The organism is Duganella aceris, from assembly GCF_011090165.1.
Taxonomy (GTDB): Bacteria; Pseudomonadota; Gammaproteobacteria; order Burkholderiales; family Burkholderiaceae_D; genus Rugamonas; species Rugamonas aceris.
Genome location: NZ_JAADJT010000025.1, coordinates 11,062 through 29,596, shown reverse-complemented (window position 1 = coordinate 29,596; position 18,535 = coordinate 11,062). Strand labels below are relative to the sequence as shown.

General features: G+C 64.9%; 18 protein-coding genes and 1 rRNA gene. 14 read left to right on the top strand and 5 right to left on the bottom strand.

The genetic code is table 11. The annotated features are described in order from the left end of the window. Nucleotides 1–74, bottom strand: a 16S ribosomal RNA gene (locus tag GW587_RS30580); the annotation flags it as partial. A gap of 401 nt (nt 75–475) precedes the next feature. Between GW587_RS30580 and GW587_RS30575 the strand changes: the two genes are divergently transcribed. The 9 genes from GW587_RS30575 to GW587_RS30535 all read left to right on the top strand — a co-directional run bounded on the left by GW587_RS30575 (nt 476) and on the right by GW587_RS30535 (nt 8,984). After that, nucleotides 476–1,948, top strand: a complete 1,473-nt coding sequence (locus tag GW587_RS30575; protein WP_166108682.1) for a B12-binding domain-containing radical SAM protein — start codon at nt 476–478, stop codon at nt 1,946–1,948. 89 nt (nt 1,949–2,037) lie between these two features. Continuing rightward, entirely contained in the window at nt 2,038–3,153 is a 1,116-nt protein-coding gene (locus tag GW587_RS30570; RefSeq protein WP_166108681.1) for an MlaE family ABC transporter permease, read from the top strand. Further along, a complete protein-coding gene (locus GW587_RS30565; RefSeq protein ID WP_166108680.1) occupies nt 3,150–3,992 on the top strand; it encodes an ABC transporter ATP-binding protein in 843 nt (280 codons plus the stop codon). Before GW587_RS30570 ends, GW587_RS30565 begins: the two co-directional genes overlap by 4 nt. Continuing rightward, nucleotides 3,992–4,930, top strand: coding sequence for an MlaD family protein (locus GW587_RS30560; RefSeq protein WP_166108679.1), 939 nt, complete (start codon nt 3,992–3,994; stop codon nt 4,928–4,930). The genes GW587_RS30565 and GW587_RS30560 overlap by 1 nt, the downstream gene beginning before the upstream one ends. A gap of 11 nt (nt 4,931–4,941) precedes the next feature. Next, nucleotides 4,942–5,556, top strand: a complete 615-nt coding sequence (locus tag GW587_RS30555; protein WP_166108678.1) for an ABC-type transport auxiliary lipoprotein family protein — start codon at nt 4,942–4,944, stop codon at nt 5,554–5,556. Beyond that, nucleotides 5,553–6,773, top strand: coding sequence for a VanZ family protein (locus GW587_RS30550; protein ID WP_166108686.1), 1,221 nt, complete (start codon nt 5,553–5,555; stop codon nt 6,771–6,773). Before GW587_RS30555 ends, GW587_RS30550 begins: the two co-directional genes overlap by 4 nt. A gap of 30 nt (nt 6,774–6,803) precedes the next feature. Further along, nucleotides 6,804–7,121 (top strand): (2Fe-2S) ferredoxin domain-containing protein, encoded by a 318-nt coding sequence (locus GW587_RS30545; protein ID WP_166108677.1) that lies wholly within the window; start codon nt 6,804–6,806, stop codon nt 7,119–7,121. 5 nt (nt 7,122–7,126) lie between these two features. Then, the gene (locus GW587_RS30540) at nt 7,127–7,792 is read left to right on the top strand and encodes an alpha/beta hydrolase (protein WP_166108676.1); all 666 of its coding nucleotides are present in this window, start codon (nt 7,127–7,129) and stop codon (nt 7,790–7,792) included. Nucleotides 7,793–7,838: 46 nt separating this feature from the next. Then, nucleotides 7,839–8,984: a D-alanyl-D-alanine carboxypeptidase family protein gene (locus GW587_RS30535; RefSeq protein ID WP_166108675.1), complete on the top strand. Its 1,146-nt coding sequence runs from the start codon at nt 7,839–7,841 to the stop codon at nt 8,982–8,984. A gap of 76 nt (nt 8,985–9,060) precedes the next feature. Here GW587_RS30535 and GW587_RS30530 read toward each other — a convergent pair whose 3' ends face one another. After that, entirely contained in the window at nt 9,061–10,392 is a 1,332-nt protein-coding gene (locus GW587_RS30530) for an EAL and HDOD domain-containing protein (protein WP_371875668.1), read from the bottom strand. Between the two features lie 145 nt (nt 10,393–10,537). Between GW587_RS30530 and GW587_RS30525 the strand changes: the two genes are divergently transcribed. After that, nucleotides 10,538–11,446: an aldo/keto reductase gene (locus GW587_RS30525; RefSeq protein ID WP_166108674.1), complete on the top strand. Its 909-nt coding sequence runs from the start codon at nt 10,538–10,540 to the stop codon at nt 11,444–11,446. Here the strand turns inward: GW587_RS30525 and pssA are convergent, their stop codons facing one another. Further along, nucleotides 11,447–12,202 (bottom strand): CDP-diacylglycerol--serine O-phosphatidyltransferase, encoded by a 756-nt coding sequence (gene pssA, locus GW587_RS30520; RefSeq protein WP_166108673.1) that lies wholly within the window; start codon nt 12,200–12,202, stop codon nt 11,447–11,449. Between the two features lie 141 nt (nt 12,203–12,343). Between pssA and GW587_RS30515 the strand changes: the two genes are divergently transcribed. Together GW587_RS30515 and GW587_RS30510 are read left to right on the top strand one after the other, a co-directional pair. Next, the gene (locus tag GW587_RS30515) at nt 12,344–13,303 is read left to right on the top strand and encodes a CAP domain-containing protein (protein ID WP_166108672.1); all 960 of its coding nucleotides are present in this window, start codon (nt 12,344–12,346) and stop codon (nt 13,301–13,303) included. Nucleotides 13,304–13,389: 86 nt separating this feature from the next. Next, nucleotides 13,390–14,013, top strand: a complete 624-nt coding sequence (locus GW587_RS30510) for an Hpt domain-containing protein (protein WP_166108671.1) — start codon at nt 13,390–13,392, stop codon at nt 14,011–14,013. A gap of 12 nt (nt 14,014–14,025) precedes the next feature. Here the strand turns inward: GW587_RS30510 and GW587_RS30505 are convergent, their stop codons facing one another. Next, on the bottom strand, nt 14,026–14,220 hold the full coding sequence (locus GW587_RS30505) for a hypothetical protein (protein ID WP_166108670.1): 195 nt from the start codon (nt 14,218–14,220) through the stop codon (nt 14,026–14,028). 287 nt (nt 14,221–14,507) lie between these two features. On the opposite strand from GW587_RS30505, the gene GW587_RS30500 reads away from it, so the two are divergent. Both GW587_RS30500 and GW587_RS30495 read left to right on the top strand, forming a co-directional pair. Then, nucleotides 14,508–15,506, top strand: coding sequence for a GGDEF domain-containing protein (locus tag GW587_RS30500; protein WP_166108669.1), 999 nt, complete (start codon nt 14,508–14,510; stop codon nt 15,504–15,506). After that, nucleotides 15,493–16,434, top strand: a complete 942-nt coding sequence (locus GW587_RS30495) for an SMP-30/gluconolactonase/LRE family protein (protein ID WP_166108668.1) — start codon at nt 15,493–15,495, stop codon at nt 16,432–16,434. Before GW587_RS30500 ends, GW587_RS30495 begins: the two co-directional genes overlap by 14 nt. Here GW587_RS30495 and GW587_RS30490 read toward each other — a convergent pair whose 3' ends face one another. After that, nucleotides 16,435–18,372, bottom strand: coding sequence for a hybrid sensor histidine kinase/response regulator (locus tag GW587_RS30490; RefSeq protein ID WP_229259736.1), 1,938 nt, complete (start codon nt 18,370–18,372; stop codon nt 16,435–16,437). It abuts the gene before it with no gap. Nucleotides 18,373–18,535 lie beyond the last annotated feature (163 nt).

The window sequence follows — 18,535 nt, the reverse complement described above, 5'->3', positions numbered from 1 at the left end:
CGCTGCCGTTCGACTTGCATGTGTAAGGCATGCCGCCAGCGTTCAATCTGAGCCAGGATCAAACTCTTCAGTTTAATCTCTGTTTATTTGCTACTTTCGTAGCACCGTCATTGCTGACGGGTCGCTCACTCAAAATACTGACAGGCTGCTTCCGAAGAAGCATCCTATATTTTTTGTGAACATTTGATATTTTAAGTATCGCGGAGACTAGCTCCGCGTGCACTCACATCAAACGTCCACACTTATCGACTGTTAATTTTTAAAGAACTCAATTTGGTGTTGCTAGCTGAAGAAGCGTTTTGTTCTTCAGCGAAGAGGCAAGATTATGAGGCGTTTCGCACATCTCGTCAAGCTCTTCTTTTCCCCGCTTCACTCTGCATTTGCATGCGTTGTTCTGCGAGGGGGCGAACTATAGCAAAGGCTTCCAGGGCTGGCAAGGGTAAAATACCGGCTTCACCGAATTTATAAGCACGTCATGTCCATCCTGCTCACTACTCTCAATGCCCGCTACACCCACGCCTCGCTTGGGCTGCGCTATCTCCTGGCGAATATGGGCGAGTTGCAGGAGCAGACGCGCCTGCAGGAATTCGTCATCGGCGCGAAGACCACCGAGATCGTCGAACGCATCCTGGCGCACGCGCCGAAGATCGTCGGCTTCGGTATCTATATATGGAACGTCGAGGAATCGACCAAGGTCGTCGCCATGCTGAAGCGCGTGGCGCCGCATGTGATGGTGGTGCTGGGCGGACCGGAGGTGTCGTACGAATCCAATGAGCAGGAAATCGTCAAGCTGGCCGATTACCTGATCACCGGCTGGGGCGACGTCACCTTCCCCAAGCTGTGCGGCGAGATCCTCAACGGGCCGAAGCCGATCATGAAGATCCACGCCGGCGTGCAGCCGCCGATGGCCGAGATCAAGCTGCCCTACTCGCTCTACACCGACGACGACATAAAGAACCGCACCATTTATGTCGAGGCCTCGCGCGGTTGTCCGTTCAAGTGCGAGTTCTGCCTGTCGGCGCTGGACAAGACGGCTTGGCCGTTCGCGCTGGAGAACTTCCTGGCGGAGATGGAATCGCTGCATGCGCGCGGCGCGCGGCTGTTCAAGTTTGTCGACCGCACCTTCAATCTGAATATCAAGACCAGCCTGAAGATCATGCAGTTCTTCCTCGATAAGCTGGAGGCGAATCCCGACGATCCGGTCTATGCCCACTTCGAGCTGGTGCCCGACCACCTGCCGGATGCACTGAAAGAGGGCATCGCCAAATTCCCGCACGGCGCGCTGCAGTTCGAGATCGGCATCCAGAGCTTCAACCCCGAGGTGCAGACCCTGGTCAGCCGCAAGCAGGACAACCAGAAAGCGGCCGACAATATCCGCTGGCTGACCGACCACTCCAACGCCCACATGCACGTCGATCTGATCGCCGGCCTGCCCGGCGAGACGGTGGAGAGCTTCGCCGCCGGCTTCAACAAGCTGTGGGCGCTGAATCCGCACGAGATCCAGTTCGGCATCCTGAAGCGCCTGCGCGGTACGCCGATCATCCGCCACACGCAGGAATTCGGGCTGGTGTTCGAACCGTATGCGCCGTACACCATCCTGGCCAACCGCGACATCGACTTCCCCACCATGCAGCGGCTGGTGCGCTTCGCGCGCTACTGGGACCTGGTGGCCAACTCGGGCCGCTTCGGCAATACGCTGCCGGTGCTGCTGGGCGATGCGGCGTTCGAGCGCTTCATGGCTTTCGCCGATTGGCTGTACGCGAACACGGATGCCACCCACCGCATCGCGCTGGAGCGGCTGGTGGCGATGGTGTCGAAGTATTTGCAGACCCAGGGCATGGACAAGGCCGACGCCGACGCGCTGCTGGCCAGCGATTATGCGGGCGCAAAACCGAAGCCGGTCGAGACCCCGGCGCCCAAGCGCCAGGCCCGCCGGCTGGCGGCCTGAGGCCCCTTCGCCTTTTGTCAGAGCGAGGCAGCACACCCAGCCTGTGAACATTGGTAGCCGCCGGGGCCAATCTCCCTTAAACTGGCGGTATGCCTACTGCCAAAGAGCCTACCCTCACTCTCAATTCCGGTGCCGTCGCCGCAACCGGCACTTGGCAAGTCCACGCGCTGGCGCAGGGCAAGGCGATGGCCACCATCACGACGATGCTGAAGCCACTCGCCGGCAACAAGCTCAAATGGGACCTGTCGGCGGTCGACAGCATGGACCACATCGGCGCCCAGCTGTTCTGGAACGCCTGGGGCAAGGCCAGACCGGCCGAGCTGCAACTGGCGCCGGGCCAGGAAGAATTCTTCAAGCGCCTTGAAACCACCGGCAATCTTGACCTCCCTCGTCCGCGCCAGCAGCGTCTGACCATCGTCATGAAGCTGGGCTTCGCGATGCTGCTGTTCTTCGAGCACATGCTGGCGTTCATCCGCCTGATCGGCCAGGTCACGCTGGATGTCGGCCGTTTCATCCGCCACCCGATGCGCGGACCGTGGCGCGAGATCTCCTCGAATATTTTCCACGCCGGCTTCCAGGCGCTGGGCATCACCGCGCTGGTCGGATTCCTGATCGGCGTGGTGCTCTCCTATTTGTCGGCGCAGCAGCTGCGCGCCTTCGGCGGCGACGTCTACTTGGTCAACCTGCTCGGCATGAGCGTGATCCGGGAACTCGGTCCGCTGCTGGCGGCGATCCTGGTGGCCGGACGCTCCGGCTCCTCGATCACCGCGCAGCTGGGCGTGATGCGCGTGACCGAAGAACTCGATGCGATGCTGGTGATGGGCATCTCGCACGGCTTCCGCCTGATCATGCCGAAGGTGCTGGCCCTGGCCATCGCCATGCCGCTGCTGGTGATCTGGACCGATACCATGGCGCTGATCGGCGGCATGGTGTCGGCCAAGATCGAGCTGAATCTGTCGGCGCAATACTTCATCGGCAAGCTGCCGGACGCGGTGCCGCTGGCGAACTACCTGATCGGCCTTGGCAAGGGCGCGGTGTTCGGCATCCTGATCGCGCTGGTGTCCTGCCACTTCGGCCTGCGCATCAAGCCCAACACCGAAAGCCTGGGTCGCGGCACCACCACCTCGGTGGTCACCGCGATCACGGTGGTGATCCTGGCCGACGCGGTGTTCGCGATCCTGTTTAACGGCGTGGGGTTCCGATGAGCGAATACGAACAATCCTGCGGCCCCGGCACCGGCGAGCTGACATTGGACGGCAGCGTGCCGGTGGTCGAGATCACCGGCCTGTGGACCAAGTACGGCCGCACGGTGGTGCACCAGGATCTGAACCTGGAAATCGAACAGGGCGAGATCATGTCCATCGTCGGCGGCTCCGGCACCGGCAAGACCACGCTGGTGCGGCAGATGCTTGGCCTGGAGCGCCCGGCGCGCGGCTGCGTGCGCGTGTTCGGCGAGGACATCAGTGAGATCGATTCCGATCAGTTGCAGCAGCTGCGCAACCACTGGGGCATGCTGTTCCAGCAGGGCGCGCTGTATTCGGCGCTGACGGTGTTCGACAACGTCGCGCAGCCGATGCGCGAGCTGCGCACGCTGCCCGAAGACCTGATCCGCGACGCGGTGCTGCTGAAGATGAATATGGTCGGCCTCGGCCCCGAGCACGCCAACAAGATGCCCTCCGACCTGTCCGGCGGCATGGTCAAGCGCGTGGCGCTGGCGCGCGCGCTGGCGCTGGAGCCGAAGCTGCTGTTCCTCGACGAGCCGACCGCCGGCCTCGATCCCGATTTGTCCGAAGCCTTCGTCAGCCTGATCAAGTCGCTGCACCGCGAACTGGGGCTGACGGTGGTGATGGTCACGCACGATCTCGATACGCTGTTCGCGCTGTCGACCCGCATCGCCGTGCTGGCTGAAAAACATGTGATCGCGCTCGGTCCCCTGCAAGAGGTGCTGAAGGTCGATCATCCCTTTATCAAGGAGTTCTTCCTCGGCGACCGCGGCCGCCGCGCGCTGGAAGCGCTGGACCAAAAAACACCCACGGAGCACTGATGGAAAACCGATCCCACGCCCTCACCACCGGCTTCTTCACGATCACGCTGTTGATCGCGGCGATCCTGTTCGGTCTCTGGTTCAACCGCGACCGCGTCGAACGCGTCCCCTACGTGATCGCCACCGCGCAATCGGTGCCGGGCCTGAACCCGCAGGCGCCGGTGCGCTATCGCGGCCTGGAGGTCGGCAAGGTCGGCGACATCCGCTTCGACCCCAAGGTCACCGGCCAGATCCTGGTCACGCTCGACATCAACACCGACGCGCCGATCACCAACACCACCTTTGCCACGCTGGGCTACCAGGGCGTGACCGGCATCGCCTTCATCCAGCTCGACGACGACAAGGTCGGCTCGCCGCGCCTGGCCACCAGCACCGACGCGCCGGCCCGCATCCCGCTACGCCAGGGCTTCTTCGACCAGCTGGAAAAACGCGGCAAGGAGATCCTGAGCCAGACCGAGGAAGTCACACGCCGCCTCAACACCTTGCTCAGCCCCGAGAACCAGAAGACCATGCTGGCCGCCTTCTCCGACGTCAGCGCCACCGCCAACGAATACCGCGAGCTGCCGAAGAAGCTGCAGCCGACCATCGACAAGCTGCCGGCGCTGGCGAACCAGGCGCAGCAAACGCTGCACTCGCTCGACGCGGCGGTGGTCGACATCAACCGCCTGACCACCGGCCTGCAAGCGCCGGGCGGTCCGATCGACCGCGTCGCCGGCACGGTGGAACGCATGGGCACCTCGGTCGACGCCGTCGCCGGCGGCCTGGAACTGGACACGCTGCCGCAGGTGAATTCGCTGGCCGACGACACCCGCTCGTCGATGCGCGCGCTGCGCAAGACCATGAACAAGATTAACGACCGTCCGCAAAGCCTGATCTTCGGCGCACCGGGCGCGCTGCCCGGCCCCGGCGAAGAAGGCTTTACCGCTCCGACCAAATAAGGATAACCGAGATGATTCCCGCCATCCGCACCCGCATCGCCGCCATCTCCATCGCGGTCCTGCTCGGCGCCTGCGCCAGCAAGGGGCCGTCGACCGCGCAATACGATTTCGGCCCGCTGCCAGCCACCGCCGCCGCGCCGGCGACGCCCGCATCGCCGACCGCCATCATCATCGCCGACATCGGCGGCCCGGCCTCGCTGGATTCGGAGCGCATGCATTACCGCCTGCTGTACGCCGACGCGCGCCAGTCGCGCCCCTACGCCTACAACCAGTGGACCAGCACCCCGCTACAGCTGCTGACGCAGCGCATGAAGGCGCGCATCGCGCAGGCCGGCGTCAAGGTACTGTCGACCACCGACGCCGCCGCCAGCACCAACCTGCTGCGCATGGAAGTGGAGGACTTCGCGCAGAACTTCGACACCGCCACCAGCAGCAGCGGCGTGGTGCGCCTGCGCGCCTCGGTGTTCCGCAGCCATAAGCTGGTGGACCAGAAGACCTTCAGCCGCAGCGCGCCGGCGCCGAGCGCGGACGCCGCCGGCGGCGCGCGCGCGCTGGCCGACGCTTCCGACGCGGTGGCCGCCGACGTGCTGGCATGGCTGGCGGCGCTGCCGCCGTCGAAGGAATGACGGAAGCGACGCCCTCCGAGCCGCAGGCGCCCGCACCGGCGCCTGCTCCACTTTCCGCGCCCGCGCCGGCGTCGGGAAAAGCCCCCCTCGCCCCGGTCAGCAAGACCTCGCCGCTGACGCGCGCGGCGCTGCTGGCCTATCTGTTCCTGATTGTCTACGCCAGCTGGTTCCCGTTCTCCGGCTGGCACAACCAGGGTCTGTCGCCGCTGATCTTCCTTGAGACGACCAGCATGCCTCGCTACTGGACCAAGTTCGACGCCATCATCAACATCGTCGGCTACGTGCCGCTGGGGATACTGATCGTGTACGCGCTGTACCCGCGCGTCAAGAACATCTGGGCGCTGCTTCTGGCCGGCGTCGCCGGGCTGCTGGTGTCGGGCACGATGGAGGCGGTGCAGACCTACCTGCCCAGCCGCGTCTCGTCCAACCTGGACTTCTACACCAACGCCGCCGGCTGCGCGCTGGGCGGCTTGATCGGCGTGCTGACGGTGCGCCGCCTGCTCGATCAAAGCCAGTTGCAGCGGCTGCGCCAGGCCTGGTTCGCGCCGCACGCCAGCCAAGGGCTGGTGCTGCTGGCGCTGTGGCCGCTGGCGCAGATGTACCCGCAAAGCTTTTTGTTCGGCCTGGGCCAGCTGCTGCCCATCCTGTCGGACTGGCTGTCGGAACTGCTGGACATGGATATCGACCTGGTCGGCCTGATCCGTCCGGACGCGGTGCTGACGGTGGAACAATACTGGCTGTCCGAAACCATCATCACCGCCTGCGGCATGGTCGGTGCGGCGCTGACGCTGTTGTGCCTGCTGCGCAAGCCGGCGCCGCGCGGCCTGCTGGTGATCGCGATGCTGGGCGCGGCGCTGGTGGTCAAGGCGCTGGCGACCGCGCTACTGTTTTCGCCGGAGAACGCCTTTGTCTGGGTCACACCCGGCGCGCAGGGCGGCTTCCTGATCGGCGCCATCATGCTGGCCGGCCTGGCCTACGCGCCGCACGTGGCGCAGCGGCGGCTGGCGATCACCACCTTGCTGCTGAGCCTGGTCATCGTCAACACGACCCCGGCCAACCCGTATTTCGTGGCCACTTTGCAAACATGGGTACAGGGTAAGTTCCTGAATTTCAACGGCGCGGCGCAATTCCTCTCGCTGCTGTGGCCGTTTTTTGCCGTCTGGTTCCTTTGGTTGCCGTCCCACAAGCTCAACGCCGCGAGCCAAGGAAAGGTATGATGATGGACATGACTTTCCCGAGGTAATCCCATGAGCGACGCCCCCTATTTCAAGCACCACGTGTTTTTCTGCATGAACAAGCGCGACGACGGCCGCAACAGCTGCGGCGACCACGGCGCCGAAACCGCGCAGAAGCACGCGAAGAAACGCTGCAAGCAACTCGACCTGAATGGTCACGGCAAGGTCCGCATCAACCAGGCCGGTTGCCTGGACCGCTGCGAGGAAGGCCCGGTGCTGGTGGTCTATCCCGAAGGCACCTGGTATACCTACGTCGACACCAGCGACATCGATGAAATCATCGACAGCCACCTGGTCAATGGCAAGGTTGTCGACCGTCTCAAGATATAAACGATATGAACAAAAGCGAAAAATTCACCCTGGCCGGCGCCGTCGGCCAAATGGAAGGCATGCTCGACTTTCCCGAGCAGGCGCCGCGCGGCATCGCGCTGGTGGCCCACCCGCATCCGCTGTTCGGCGGCACCATGGACAACAAGGTCGCGGTCACGCTGATGCGCACCTTCGTCAACCTCGGCTATGTGGTGGCGCGGATCAACTTCCGCGGCGTCGGCTCCTCGGCAGGCGTGCATGACCACGGCATCGGCGAGACCGACGACATGGCGCTGCTGCACGCCTGGATGGTGGAAAAGTATCCCGGTCTGCCGGTGGCGCTGTCGGGCTTCTCGTTCGGCACCTTCGTGCAATCGCACCTGGCGCAGCGGCTGGCCGCCGCCGGCACGCCGGCCGAGCGCCTGGTGCTGGTCGGCGCCGCCGCCAAGAAATGGGAGATGGCCGCGATCCCCGCCGACACCATCCTTATCCACGGCGAACTGGACGACACCATCCCGCTGATCGACGTGCTGGAATGGCTGCGGCCGCAGGATATTCCGGTGCTGGTGATCCCCGGCGCCGACCACTTCTTCCATCGCAAGCTGCAGCACATCAAGAGCTGGGTGACGCAGATGTGGCACCGTCCGACCGATGTTGCTCAAGTAGAAACGGACACCGCAAGCGCCGGCTAAGGCTCTATAATCATTGCGCTTTCAACTTTCCACCGAACACGACCACATGAAAAAAATTATCGCGGCACTGGCTACCAGTGTGATGTTGATGACCGCCGCCGTGGCGCAAACGCTGCCGGCCCCGACCATCGCCGCCAAATCCTGGCTGTTGCTGGACGCCACCAGCGGCCAGATCATCGCCTCGCAGGACCCGAACGCCCGCATCGAGCCGGCCTCGCTGACCAAGATCATGACGGCCTACGTCACCTTCGGCGCGCTGCGCGACAAGAAGGTCAGCCTGCAGCAGATGGTCAACGTCTCGACCAAGGCCTGGAAGGTCGATTCCAGCAGCTCCAAGATGTTCATCGATCCGGCCACGCCGGTCAGCATCGACGACCTGCTGCACGGCCTGATGATCCAGTCGGGCAACGACGCCGCCGTGGCGCTGGCCGAAGCGGTCGCCGGCGACGAGTCCGCCTTCGTGGTGATGATGAACAAGGAAGCCGCGCGCATGGGGCTGACCAACACCCACTTCGCCAATCCGCACGGCCTGCCGAGCCCGGAAAACTATTCGACCGCGCAGGATCTGTCGGTGCTGGCCAAGCGCGTGATCCTGGACTTCCCGGAGTTCTACAAGATCGACTCGGTCAAGAGCTTCACCTACAACAAGATCACGCAGCCGAACCGCAACCGCTTGCTGTGGCTGGATCCGACCGTCGACGGCATGAAGACCGGCCACACCGAAGCGGCCGGCTATTGCATGATCGCCTCGGCGCACCGTCCGAACGGCGCCGGCGAGCGCCGGTTGATCTCGGTGGTGCTGGGCACTTCGTCCGACCAGTCGCGCACACAGGAAAGCCAGAAGCTGCTGAACTGGGGCTTCCAGAACTTCGATACGGTCAAGCTGTACTCCAAGGGCCAGCCGATCGCGACGCCGGAAATCTGGAAGGGCTCGAAGAACGCCGTGAAGATCGGCTTCGCCGCCGACGTGCTGGTGACCGTGCCGAAGGGCGTGGCGGGCAAGATGAAGCCGGCGCTGGAGCGCAAGGATCCGCTGGTCGCGCCGTTGGCCGAGAACAGCCGCGTCGGGACGCTGAAGATGATCGTCGACGGCAAGCCGCTGCTGGAATTGCCGGTGGTGGCGCTGGAAACCGTCGATCAGGCGTCGATCTTCGGCCGCGCCTGGGATTCGATCCGGCTCTGGCTGAAATAAGCTTTACCCCGCACGGCGGCATGCCAGGGTCGGACCCCTTGGGGTCCGACCCTATCGGCTTTAAGGGGGGTACGGCTCAATCGGCGGCGCCGGTGTGCTGCAGCGATTCCTGCGCCCACTTGAACGCCGCCTGGCCGATCGCGCCCAGGCCGTCGACATCCAGACCCAGCCGATCCGCGATCTGGATCGCACGCTCGACCTTGTCGCGCTCCAGCAGCATCACCATCATCAGGTAAGGACCGTAGACGCCTTCGCTGCCCAGCAGCACATCGCGGATATCGTCCGACAGATGCATCTTGCCGACCAGGCTGCCCATCGGCACGCCCAGCAGCACGTCGAACAGCGACAACATCCCCACCAGGAACAACTCATCACGCTTGGTCTGTGACAAATTGCTGCAGGTTTCAAGGAAGCGCGCGCGCGTCAGCGCCACTTCCAGCAGCGATTCGTCGCGCTCGCGGCTGGCGCCGCCGCCAAGCCGGAACATCGACACCGTCAGCCCGCGATATAGCTGATTGCGGCCCAGCACCATGAACGCCTGCTGCAAACTGGTCACCTTGGTGGACTGGCCGTTGCTCGGCGCGTTGGCCCAGTTCAGCACCTGGAAGGTCATGCCGGGATCGCGCTTGGCCACGTCGATCATCGCCGGCAGTTCGGCGTCGGTGCGCAGCAGGTTCAGCAGCTCGATCGAGGTCATGCGGCTTTGATCGACCTTGGCATCCGGATCCACCTTGTCGCTGGTGGTCAGGAAATGGCCCATGAAATACGCGCAGCCCCACGACAGGCACATGCGTTGCTCGTCCCACGACTCGATGCCCTCCACCGCCAGCTTCAGCGCCGGATAGCGGAGGCGCAGCTGCCTGGTCAGCGTCTGGAACTCGGCCAGCGTATGTTCATTCAGGTACAGCATCGCGACATCGCACAGCGCCAGCAACGGCGCGTCAGCGGCGTCCAGCGACACGCCGCGCAGCGCGACCTTGCAGCCGGCCTGGCGCAGAGCGGCCATGGCGGCGGCCAGTTGCTCGTCCGGTATGCCGGCCGCCTTGCGGTTCAGCAGGAACACGGTGTGCGGCGCCGCCAGCGGCAGGTACAGGCCGGCGGCCACGACCTCGGCGCCGATCGGCACCAGCGCCATGCGCCGCTGCGCGAATTCGGGCAGGCGCGCGGCCACCAGGGTGTCGACCAGTTCGGCCGCCGCCACGGGCGCGCGGTCGCCGCCGAAGGGCACGGAGAAACGGTAGCCGCACAGGCGATGGCGCTCGTCGACGATTTCTGCGCGGACCACGATGGCGGGGTTTCTGGCGGCGGGCGCGGGCGGCGCCACGGCTGCCGGCGCGACGGCGATGGCGGCCTCGGCCGCGACTTTCTCAGGCTTCGGTTTCCGTCTCAGAAACGATAAAAATCCCACGTGACGCCTCTCCAGTGCCGTATTGTTGATTCGATCATACAATGAAATCGCCGTACGGAAACATTCTGGCGCTAAAAATCGGCGTAACTAAAGTACAAGCTTGTCGTTATAATCTGCGCACTCCCTCACTCCTGAAAGACCGATCATGACCTTGTCCTGCCCTTCCATCGTCACCAGCAAAGACGGCCTGACGCTGTCGCGCATCGTCGCCGGCATGTGGCGCATGAACGAATGGAACCTGACGCCACAGCAACGCGTAAGCTGGATCGAGCAGGCGCTGGCGATGGGCGTGACCAGTTTCGACCACGCCGACATCTACGGCGGCTACGGCGTCGAGGCGGTGTTCGGCGAAGCGCTGGCGTTGCAACCGTCGCTGCGCGCGCGCATGCAGATCGTCAGCAAGTGCGGCATCAAGCTGGTCAACGCGGCGCGTCCCGAGCACGGCATCCAGCACTACGACACCAGCGCCGGCCACATCATCGCCTCGGCCGAGAACTCGCTGCGCCAGCTGGGCACCGACCACCTCGACCTGCTGCTGATCCACCGTCCGGATCCGCTGATGGACTTCGATGAAATCGCCGGCGCCTTCGAACGCCTGCGGCAGGACGGCAAGGTCAAGCACTTCGGCGTGTCGAATTTCAGGCGCCACCAGTTCGAAAGCCTGAACCGCCGCGTGCCGCTGGCGACCAACCAGGTCGAGTTCTCGCCGCTGAACGTGGCGCCGATGTTCGATGAAACCTTCGATGGCTTGCAGGACCTGGGCGTGGCGCCGATGATCTGGTCGCCATTGGCCGGCGGCCGTTTGTTCAGCAGCGACGACGCGGCCGGCGTGCGCGTGCGCGCGGTGATCCAGAAGGTGGCCGACGAGCTGCAACGCCCGTTCGGCAGCGTGGTGTTCGCGTGGATCATGCAGCTGCCGAGCCGCCCGATCCCGTTGACCGGCTCCGGCCGCATCGAGGCGGTGGCGGAGGCGGTGCAGGCGACCCAGTTCAGCCTGAGCCGCAGCCAGTGGTTCGAGATCCTGCGCGCGGCGCGCGGTCACGAAGTGGCGTAATCAATCCTCATACACGGCTGGCGGGGCGACGCCCTTCCAGCCGGTGCGCCATCCCAGGTTCAGCGCCAGCGTGCCGACGATGTACACGGCGAAGAACAGCACGAAGTAAGCGGCTTGCAGCCAGGCCAGCAATCCCAAATTGACCAGCAACAGCACCAGCGCGGTCCAGCTCTTCTTCTGCTTCGAGCTGGGAAAGCGCACGGTCGACACCATCAGGCTGCCGACCATGAACAGCAGCGCCACCACCAGGCCGGCGTGCCACATCGACGCGGCCGGATCCGGCCACGCCACCACCACCGACGCCACGCAGGCGGCGCCCGCCGTGATCGGCATGCCGACGAAGTAGCGCGGATCGGTGCGGCCCACGTTGACGTTGAAGCGCGCCAGCCGCAGCGCGCCGCAGGCGACGAAGAAGAAGCTGGCGATGCCGCCCATGCGCAGCAGGGTCGGATGGTCGACGCCCAGTTGCACGAAACCGTAGCAATACAACAGCAGCCCCGGCGCGCAGCCGAAGTTCATCACGTCGGCGATCGAGTCGAGCTGCATGCCGAATTCGGAGGCGGTGTTGGTGGCGCGCGCCACGAAGCCGTCCAGCGCATCGAACACGCCGGCCAGCACCAGCAGGATGGCGGCCAGGCGGTAGTCCTGGGGCGAGCCGACCAGGGCGTTGTCGACCGAGATCACGATGCTGCCGAAGCCGCAGGCGATCGACATCAGCGTGACCATGCTGGGCAAGGCGAATTTGGCGCGCCGCATGCGCTGTTGATTTGTAGGCTTCAAATTGGAGGCAATCATAAAACAGCAAGCTTACCATTTTAAGCCCGCACGGTTAGCAGTCAACCGAGTGCGCCCAGGTTGAATTCGGCATAGAATCAAGCGATTGCACAGGAGTTCATCATGAGGACTTGGCGAATATCGTCGGCCGCGTTACCCATTTCACTGCTGACCGCGCTGCTGCTGAGCGCTTGCGGCGGCGGGGACGGACCGTCCGTCGCAGGGTCCGGCGGTGTCGTCACGCCGACGACGCCGACCACGCCGACGCCGGAGCCGGGCGCGCCGACGCTGACCAACAACAACGCGACCGACGGCTTCAACTGGATCAACTACCGGCGCTCGCAGCTGGGCTTGACCGTGCTCACGCGCAACAGCCGCATCGACCTGGCGGCGCAGGGGCATTCCGACTACCAGCGCGTCAACAACATCATCACCCACAACCAGACGCAGGGCCTGCCCGGCTTCACCGGCGTGGCGCTGAACGACCGCCTGGCCGCCGCCGGCTACTCGCTGACCGGGCAATTCGCCTACGGCGAAGTGATCTCCGCCACCAGCAACGGCAGCGGCTTCTACCAGGCCGAGGAATTGATCACCGCCATCTATCATCGCTTCGTGATCTTCGATACCCTGTTCAAGGAAATCGGCACCGGCGCGGCCACCACCGTCAACGGCTATACCTATTTCACCGCCGACTTCGCGGTGGTCGGCGGCTACGCCAGCCTCGGCAACGGCCGCTTCGTCGTCTATCCGATCGCCAACCAGAGCGGCGTGCCCACCAACTTCTTCAGCGACAACGAGTCGCCCGATCCGGTGCCGGCGCAGAACGAAGTCGGCTACCCGATCAGCGTGCACGCCGACCTGAACAGCAACGTCTCGGTGCGCAGCTTCACCGTGGCGCCGCGCGGCGGCAGCGCGCTCGCCACCCGCCTGCTGACCAGCTCCACCGACGGCGCCACCAGCGAGCGTGCCGCCGCCATCGTGCCGCTGGCGCCGCTGCGCGCCGCCACCACCTACGACGTCAGCTTCAGCGGCACGGTGGGCGGCGTTTCCGTCACGCGCGATTGGTCGTTCAGCACTAAATAAAACCCGCGCTGTTGCACGATGCCAACTGTCCATAGCAACGGGTCTGCTATCGTATGGCCTTCCCATACGCCATAGTCCCGCGCACGATGACACTGACCTCTCCCGCCGGCGGACATATCCTGCAAGTGGAAACCGGCCTGCAGCAGCTGATGGGCGACCGCGCCCTGTACCTGCAAATCCTCGGCCGCTTCCGCCAGCGCTATCCGGACAGCGCCTTTCAGGCGCGCCGGGCGCTGGCGGCCGGCGAAACCGGCCACGCGCAGCGCATCGTCCACACGCTCAAGGGCGCGGCCGGCATGATCGGGGCGCAACAGGTGTACTTGCTGGCGTCGCAGCTGGAGGGCTTCTGCGCCGGGCCGTCCAGCGCCTGGTCGGCGCCGCTGGCGCAGCTGGAGCAGGCGCTGCGCAGCCTGGTCACCGAGATCGACAGCCTGCTCGACAACGATGAAGCGCCGTTGCCGACACATTCGGCGCAGCCGGAGCAGTCGGTTCAGCGCAGCGGCGCGCAGCCGCCGGAGACGCGCATGCTGTTGCAGCATCTGGCGCGGCTGCTGGAGGAAGGCGACGGGGCGGCGATCGATGTGCTGGAGCAGTCGGCGTCGGTGCTGGCCGGCAGCCTGGGAGTGGAGGTGTTTCAGGAAGTGACGGAGGCGGCGCACCAGTTCGATTTCGAGGCGGCGCTGGCCACGCTGCAGGCGGCCGCCGCATAGCGGAGCAAAGCGCTAGCGGGTGTATTCCTTTTCTTCGTCGAAGGCGTCGGCGCATTCCTTGTCGCAAAAGCGGCGCACATTATCGAGCGGCTTTTCGCAATACCAGCAGGAGCCCTTGGGCGGCAGCGTCTGCCGCGTGCGCGCGTTGGCGACGGGCGGCGGAACGCCGGCGCCATCGTCCGGTACGCTCTCTTGTGTCGGTTCCACGATCCCCTCCCTTCCAGGCAATGCTCAGGTCATGCAAGATTACTTCAGCGGAATTTGCCGCCGCATGATAATTCTCAAGCCGATGAGGTTTCGTCCAAGTTGCAGGAAACCGCATACACATTTGCGACGATCAATAATAACAGCTTAGTCGCGTCGTCCACATCCGAGGGCGTCGTTCCAACAGGGTCAATATTTTTCAATGAAAAAGCCGGAAATGATAGTGGATTGCTAGTTTCGCAAACGTCTATAATCGTGGCACGATCATTTTGCCCTGCAAGAAAGCGCGCATGCAAGAAAACGCCGTCGCTCCCCACCTGCCGGCCGGCAGCCATGCCCATCTTTCCGGCCGCGTGCTCGGCCTGGCCAAGCTGGGCCTGATCGTGCTCGACGCCAACCAGCGCATCGTCATGTGGAACCAGTGGATGGCCAGCCATTCCGGGCTGTCGGCACACCGGGTGCAGACCAGCGAGCTGTTCGACCTGTTCACCGAACTGCGCGGACAGCGGCTGGAGCAGGCGGTGCAAAGCGCGATGCAGAGCAACCTGCCGCAGCAGCTGTCGCCGTCGCTGAACCGTTCGCCGTTCCCGCTGTATCCGACCGGCACTTGGGGCGGGGAGCGCATCGAGCAGTCGGTGTCGGTGACGCCGTTCAGCGAAGGCAAGGAGCGCTACTGCCTGATCGAAATCAGCGACATCAGTACCACCGTCGGCCGCGAGCGCCAGCTGCGCGGCCAGGCCGAGGCGCTGCGCGCGCAATCGTATGTCGACGGCCTGACCGGCATCGCCAACCGCCGCCACTTCGACGTCGCGCTGGACCGCGAACTGCGGCGCGCCATCCGCAACGACGGCCAGCTGTCGCTGCTGCTGATGGATATCGATTCGTTCAAGGCCTACAACGACCACTTCGGCCACCAGCAGGGCGACGCCTGCCTGATCCATGTCGCCGAGACTTTCGCCGCCACCTTGCAGCGCCCGGCCGACCTGGCGGCGCGCTACGGCGGCGAGGAATTCGGCGCGGTGCTGCCGGACACCGGCGCGGAACAGGCGGCGCTGGTGGCCGAAAGCATCCGCGCCAGGATCGCCGCGCTGGCGATCACCCATTCGCCGGCGGCGGCGCGGCCGCACGTGACGATGAGCATCGGCGTCGCCACCTTCGACAAGGATAAACTGTGCGACGCCGCCGCCATGCTGGCCGCCGCCGACGGCTGCCTGTACGCCGCCAAACACGCCGGTCGCGATTGCGTGATCGTCCATAACCCAACCGAAAGCGTCAATGAAACTGCGTAATCTCGCCCTCCTCCTCGCGGCCGCGCTGGCCCTGCCGTCCTCCTACGCCGCCACCGCCGCCGCCTGCAAGGGCGCCGCGCCGTCCGGCGAGCTGACCGCGACGCGCATCGCCGCCGCCAACGCCAGCAGCAAGGAACCCGGCCTGTACGAAGGCCCGGTGTGGATCAAGGACGCGCTGTATTTCTCCGACTTCACGTTCGGCCCCGGCTTCCCGTCGCGCATCCGCAAGCTCGACGCCGCCGGCAAGGTCAGCACGGTGATCGAGGACAGCGGCAGCAACGGCCTGGCGGTCGACGCCGACGGCAACATCCTGGCGGCCACGCACAAGTACAAGAGCGTGTCGCGCTACACGCTGGACGGCAAGCGCAGCGACGTGGCCGGCCAGTACAAGGGCAACGTGTTCAACTCGCCGAACGACATGGCGCTGGCCGCCGACGGCACGCTGTACTTCAGCGACCCGGACTTCCAGCGCGCCGCCGCGCCCGGCGGACAGGACAAGACGCGCGTCTACCGCGTGGCGAAAGACGGCACGGTGACGGTGGTCGACGACACGTTGAAGAATCCGAACGGCGTCTCGCTGTCGCCGAAGGGCGACGTGCTGTATGTGAACGGCATGGTGGGCGACCACGGCGTGCTGCGCGCCTACAAGATCGTCGACGGCAAGCCGCAGCAGGGACATGATCTGGTGACCAAGCTCGGCATCCCGGACGGCATGGCGGTCGATTGCCTCGGCAACATCTATGTCACCGAGCACACCGACCAGCGCCTGCGCGTGTTCACGCCGGCCGGCAAGCAGATCGCGACCATCAAGGTGGACGCCAACGTCACCAACGCCGCGTTCGGCGGCGCCGACGGCAAGACGCTGTTCATCACCGGCGCCGGCGCGGTGTGGAAGCTGGACCTGGACGTGACCGGCTCGCCGTATTGATCAGTGCAGCGCCTTCAGCTGCTTGATGATGTCGGACAGCCGGTAGGGCTTGTTGATCAGCGCGTACTGCGCCAGCTCGCCGGCGTGTTCGTCGAAGGTGGCGGCGGCGTAGCCCGAAGTCAGCAGGATCTTCAGCGCCGGCTGATGCTGCGCGGCGCGCTCGGCCAGCTCGATGCCGCTCATGCCCGGCATCACCACATCGCTGAATAAAATCGCGATGTCGGGATGGCGGTGCATCAAGTCCAGCGCTTCGGGGCCGTTGTTGGCCGGCAGCACGTCGTAGCCCAGGCTCTTGAACAGGTGGACCGCCACTTCCAGCACCTCCGGCTGGTCGTCGACCACCAGCACTTTTTCCATCGCGTCGGCATGGGTGGTGAAGCCGTTTTCCACGCTCGCCACCAGCGCCGGGAAATACAGTGAAATCTCCGTGCCCTCGCCCAGCGTCGAAGTGATGCGCAGATCGCCGCCGGCCTGCTGCGCCAGGCCGTAGGCCTGGCTCAGGCCCAGTCCGGTGCCCTTGCCCACTTCCTTGGTGGTGAAGAATGGTTCGACCGCGCGCTGCGCCACGTCGGGCGACATGCCGCTGCCGTTGTCGCGCACCCGCAAGCGCACGTAGCGGCCCTGCCGCAGCGTGCCTTCCGGGATGCTGTCGACCACATCGACCAGCACCGTGATCAGGCCGTCGGCGCCGACGGCGCCGACCGCGTCGCGGGCGTTGACCACCAGGTTCAGCACGGCCGCCTCCAGCTGCGTGACGTCGGCCATGATGTCCGGCACGTTGGCGCCGAGGTGCAGCTTCAGTTCCAGCGAGCTCGGTATCGCCCGCCGCAGCATCGCCTCGAACGAGGACAGCGTGCGGTTGAGGTTCATGCGGGTCGGCTTGAGCGGCTGCTGGCGCGCGAACGACAGCAGCTGCTGGGTCAGGTTGGCGCCACGGTTGGCGGCGCGCTCCATGCCGGCGATGATCTTCAGCTGGGCGTCGCGGTCGACGCCGTGCCGCAGCAGCTCGATGCTGCTGACGATCACGCTGAGCAGGTTGTTGAAATCGTGCGCGATGCCGCCGGTCAGCTTGCCGATCGCCTCCAGCTTCTGCGACTGGTGCAGCGCGTCCTTGGCGCGGGCCAGGTTTTCCTCCGCCTGGCGGCGCTCGGTGACGTCGCGCGTCACCTTGGCGTAGCCGATCAGCTCGCCCATGGTGTCGTAGATCGGATCGATGACCACGTGCGCCCAGAAACGCTCGCCGCCCTTGCGCACGCGCCAGCCTTCTTTTTCAAAGCGGCCCTGTTCGCGCGCCTGTTGCAGCGCCTGCGTCGGCAGGCCGGCGCGCTGGTCTTCCTCGGTGTAGAAACGCGAGAAGTGCGAGCCGACCACCTCGTCCGCGACGTAGCCCTTGATGCGCCGCGCGCCCTCGTTCCAGTTGGTGACCAGGCCGTCGTGCGACAGCATGTAGATCGCGTAGTCGGTGACGCCCTGCACCAGCAGGCGGAAGCGTTCCTCGCTGGCGTGCAGCGCCTCCAGCGCCTTGCGGCGGTCGGTGACGTCGCGGGTGATCTTGGTGAAGCCGAGCAGCACGCCGCGCTCGTCGCGGATCGGGTCGATCAGCACGCTGGCCCAGAAACGGGTGCCGTCCTTGCGCACGCGCCAGCCTTCGTCCTCGAACTTGCCCTCGGTGAGCGCGGAATGCAGCGCGAACGCCGGGCGGCCGGCGGCGCGGTCCTCGTCGGTATAGAAGCGTGAAAAATGCTGGCCGATGATTTCCTCGGCCGAGTAGCCCTTGAAACGCTGCGCGCCGGCGTTCCAGCTGCTGACGATGCCTTCGGCCGACAGCATGTAGATCGCGTAGTCGGTGACGCTGGAGATGAACAGCCGCAGACGTTCGGCCTCGACAACAATATCGTGCTTGGGTTCGGTAATCATCGGGCTCGATTCTACGGACATGACAAACTTTCAAGATAGCAGGTCATTGTACCGTCCGCCGAATCGAAATGATGCTGCCTGAGACATACAGTGTGTCCAGGACAAATAAGCCTCTGAGCCTCTGGGGTCAAGTCTGACATTCGTACACGGGCTCTACCGTAGCTTCGCTACGGTAGAGCCCGTG

Coding starts and splice junctions, on each gene's coding strand:
- GW587_RS30570 (WP_166108681.1), top strand. CDS start 2,038: ATGCCTACTGCCAAAGAGCCTACCCTCACTCTCAATTCCGGTGCCGTC.
- GW587_RS30525 (WP_166108674.1), top strand. CDS start 10,538: ATGACCTTGTCCTGCCCTTCCATCGTCACCAGCAAAGACGGCCTGACG.
- GW587_RS30495 (WP_166108668.1), top strand. CDS start 15,493: ATGAAACTGCGTAATCTCGCCCTCCTCCTCGCGGCCGCGCTGGCCCTG.
- GW587_RS30490 (WP_229259736.1), bottom strand. CDS start 18,372: ATGTCCGTAGAATCGAGCCCGATGATTACCGAACCCAAGCACGATATT.
- GW587_RS30510 (WP_166108671.1), top strand. CDS start 13,390: ATGACACTGACCTCTCCCGCCGGCGGACATATCCTGCAAGTGGAAACC.
- GW587_RS30555 (WP_166108678.1), top strand. CDS start 4,942: ATGATTCCCGCCATCCGCACCCGCATCGCCGCCATCTCCATCGCGGTC.
- GW587_RS30515 (WP_166108672.1), top strand. CDS start 12,344: ATGAGGACTTGGCGAATATCGTCGGCCGCGTTACCCATTTCACTGCTG.
- GW587_RS30540 (WP_166108676.1), top strand. CDS start 7,127: ATGAACAAAAGCGAAAAATTCACCCTGGCCGGCGCCGTCGGCCAAATG.
- GW587_RS30500 (WP_166108669.1), top strand. CDS start 14,508: ATGCAAGAAAACGCCGTCGCTCCCCACCTGCCGGCCGGCAGCCATGCC.
- GW587_RS30545 (WP_166108677.1), top strand. CDS start 6,804: ATGAGCGACGCCCCCTATTTCAAGCACCACGTGTTTTTCTGCATGAAC.
- GW587_RS30550 (WP_166108686.1), top strand. CDS start 5,553: ATGACGGAAGCGACGCCCTCCGAGCCGCAGGCGCCCGCACCGGCGCCT.
- GW587_RS30575 (WP_166108682.1), top strand. CDS start 476: ATGTCCATCCTGCTCACTACTCTCAATGCCCGCTACACCCACGCCTCG.
- GW587_RS30565 (WP_166108680.1), top strand. CDS start 3,150: ATGAGCGAATACGAACAATCCTGCGGCCCCGGCACCGGCGAGCTGACA.
- GW587_RS30535 (WP_166108675.1), top strand. CDS start 7,839: ATGAAAAAAATTATCGCGGCACTGGCTACCAGTGTGATGTTGATGACC.
- pssA (WP_166108673.1), bottom strand. CDS start 12,202: ATGCGGCGCGCCAAATTCGCCTTGCCCAGCATGGTCACGCTGATGTCG.
- GW587_RS30560 (WP_166108679.1), top strand. CDS start 3,992: ATGGAAAACCGATCCCACGCCCTCACCACCGGCTTCTTCACGATCACG.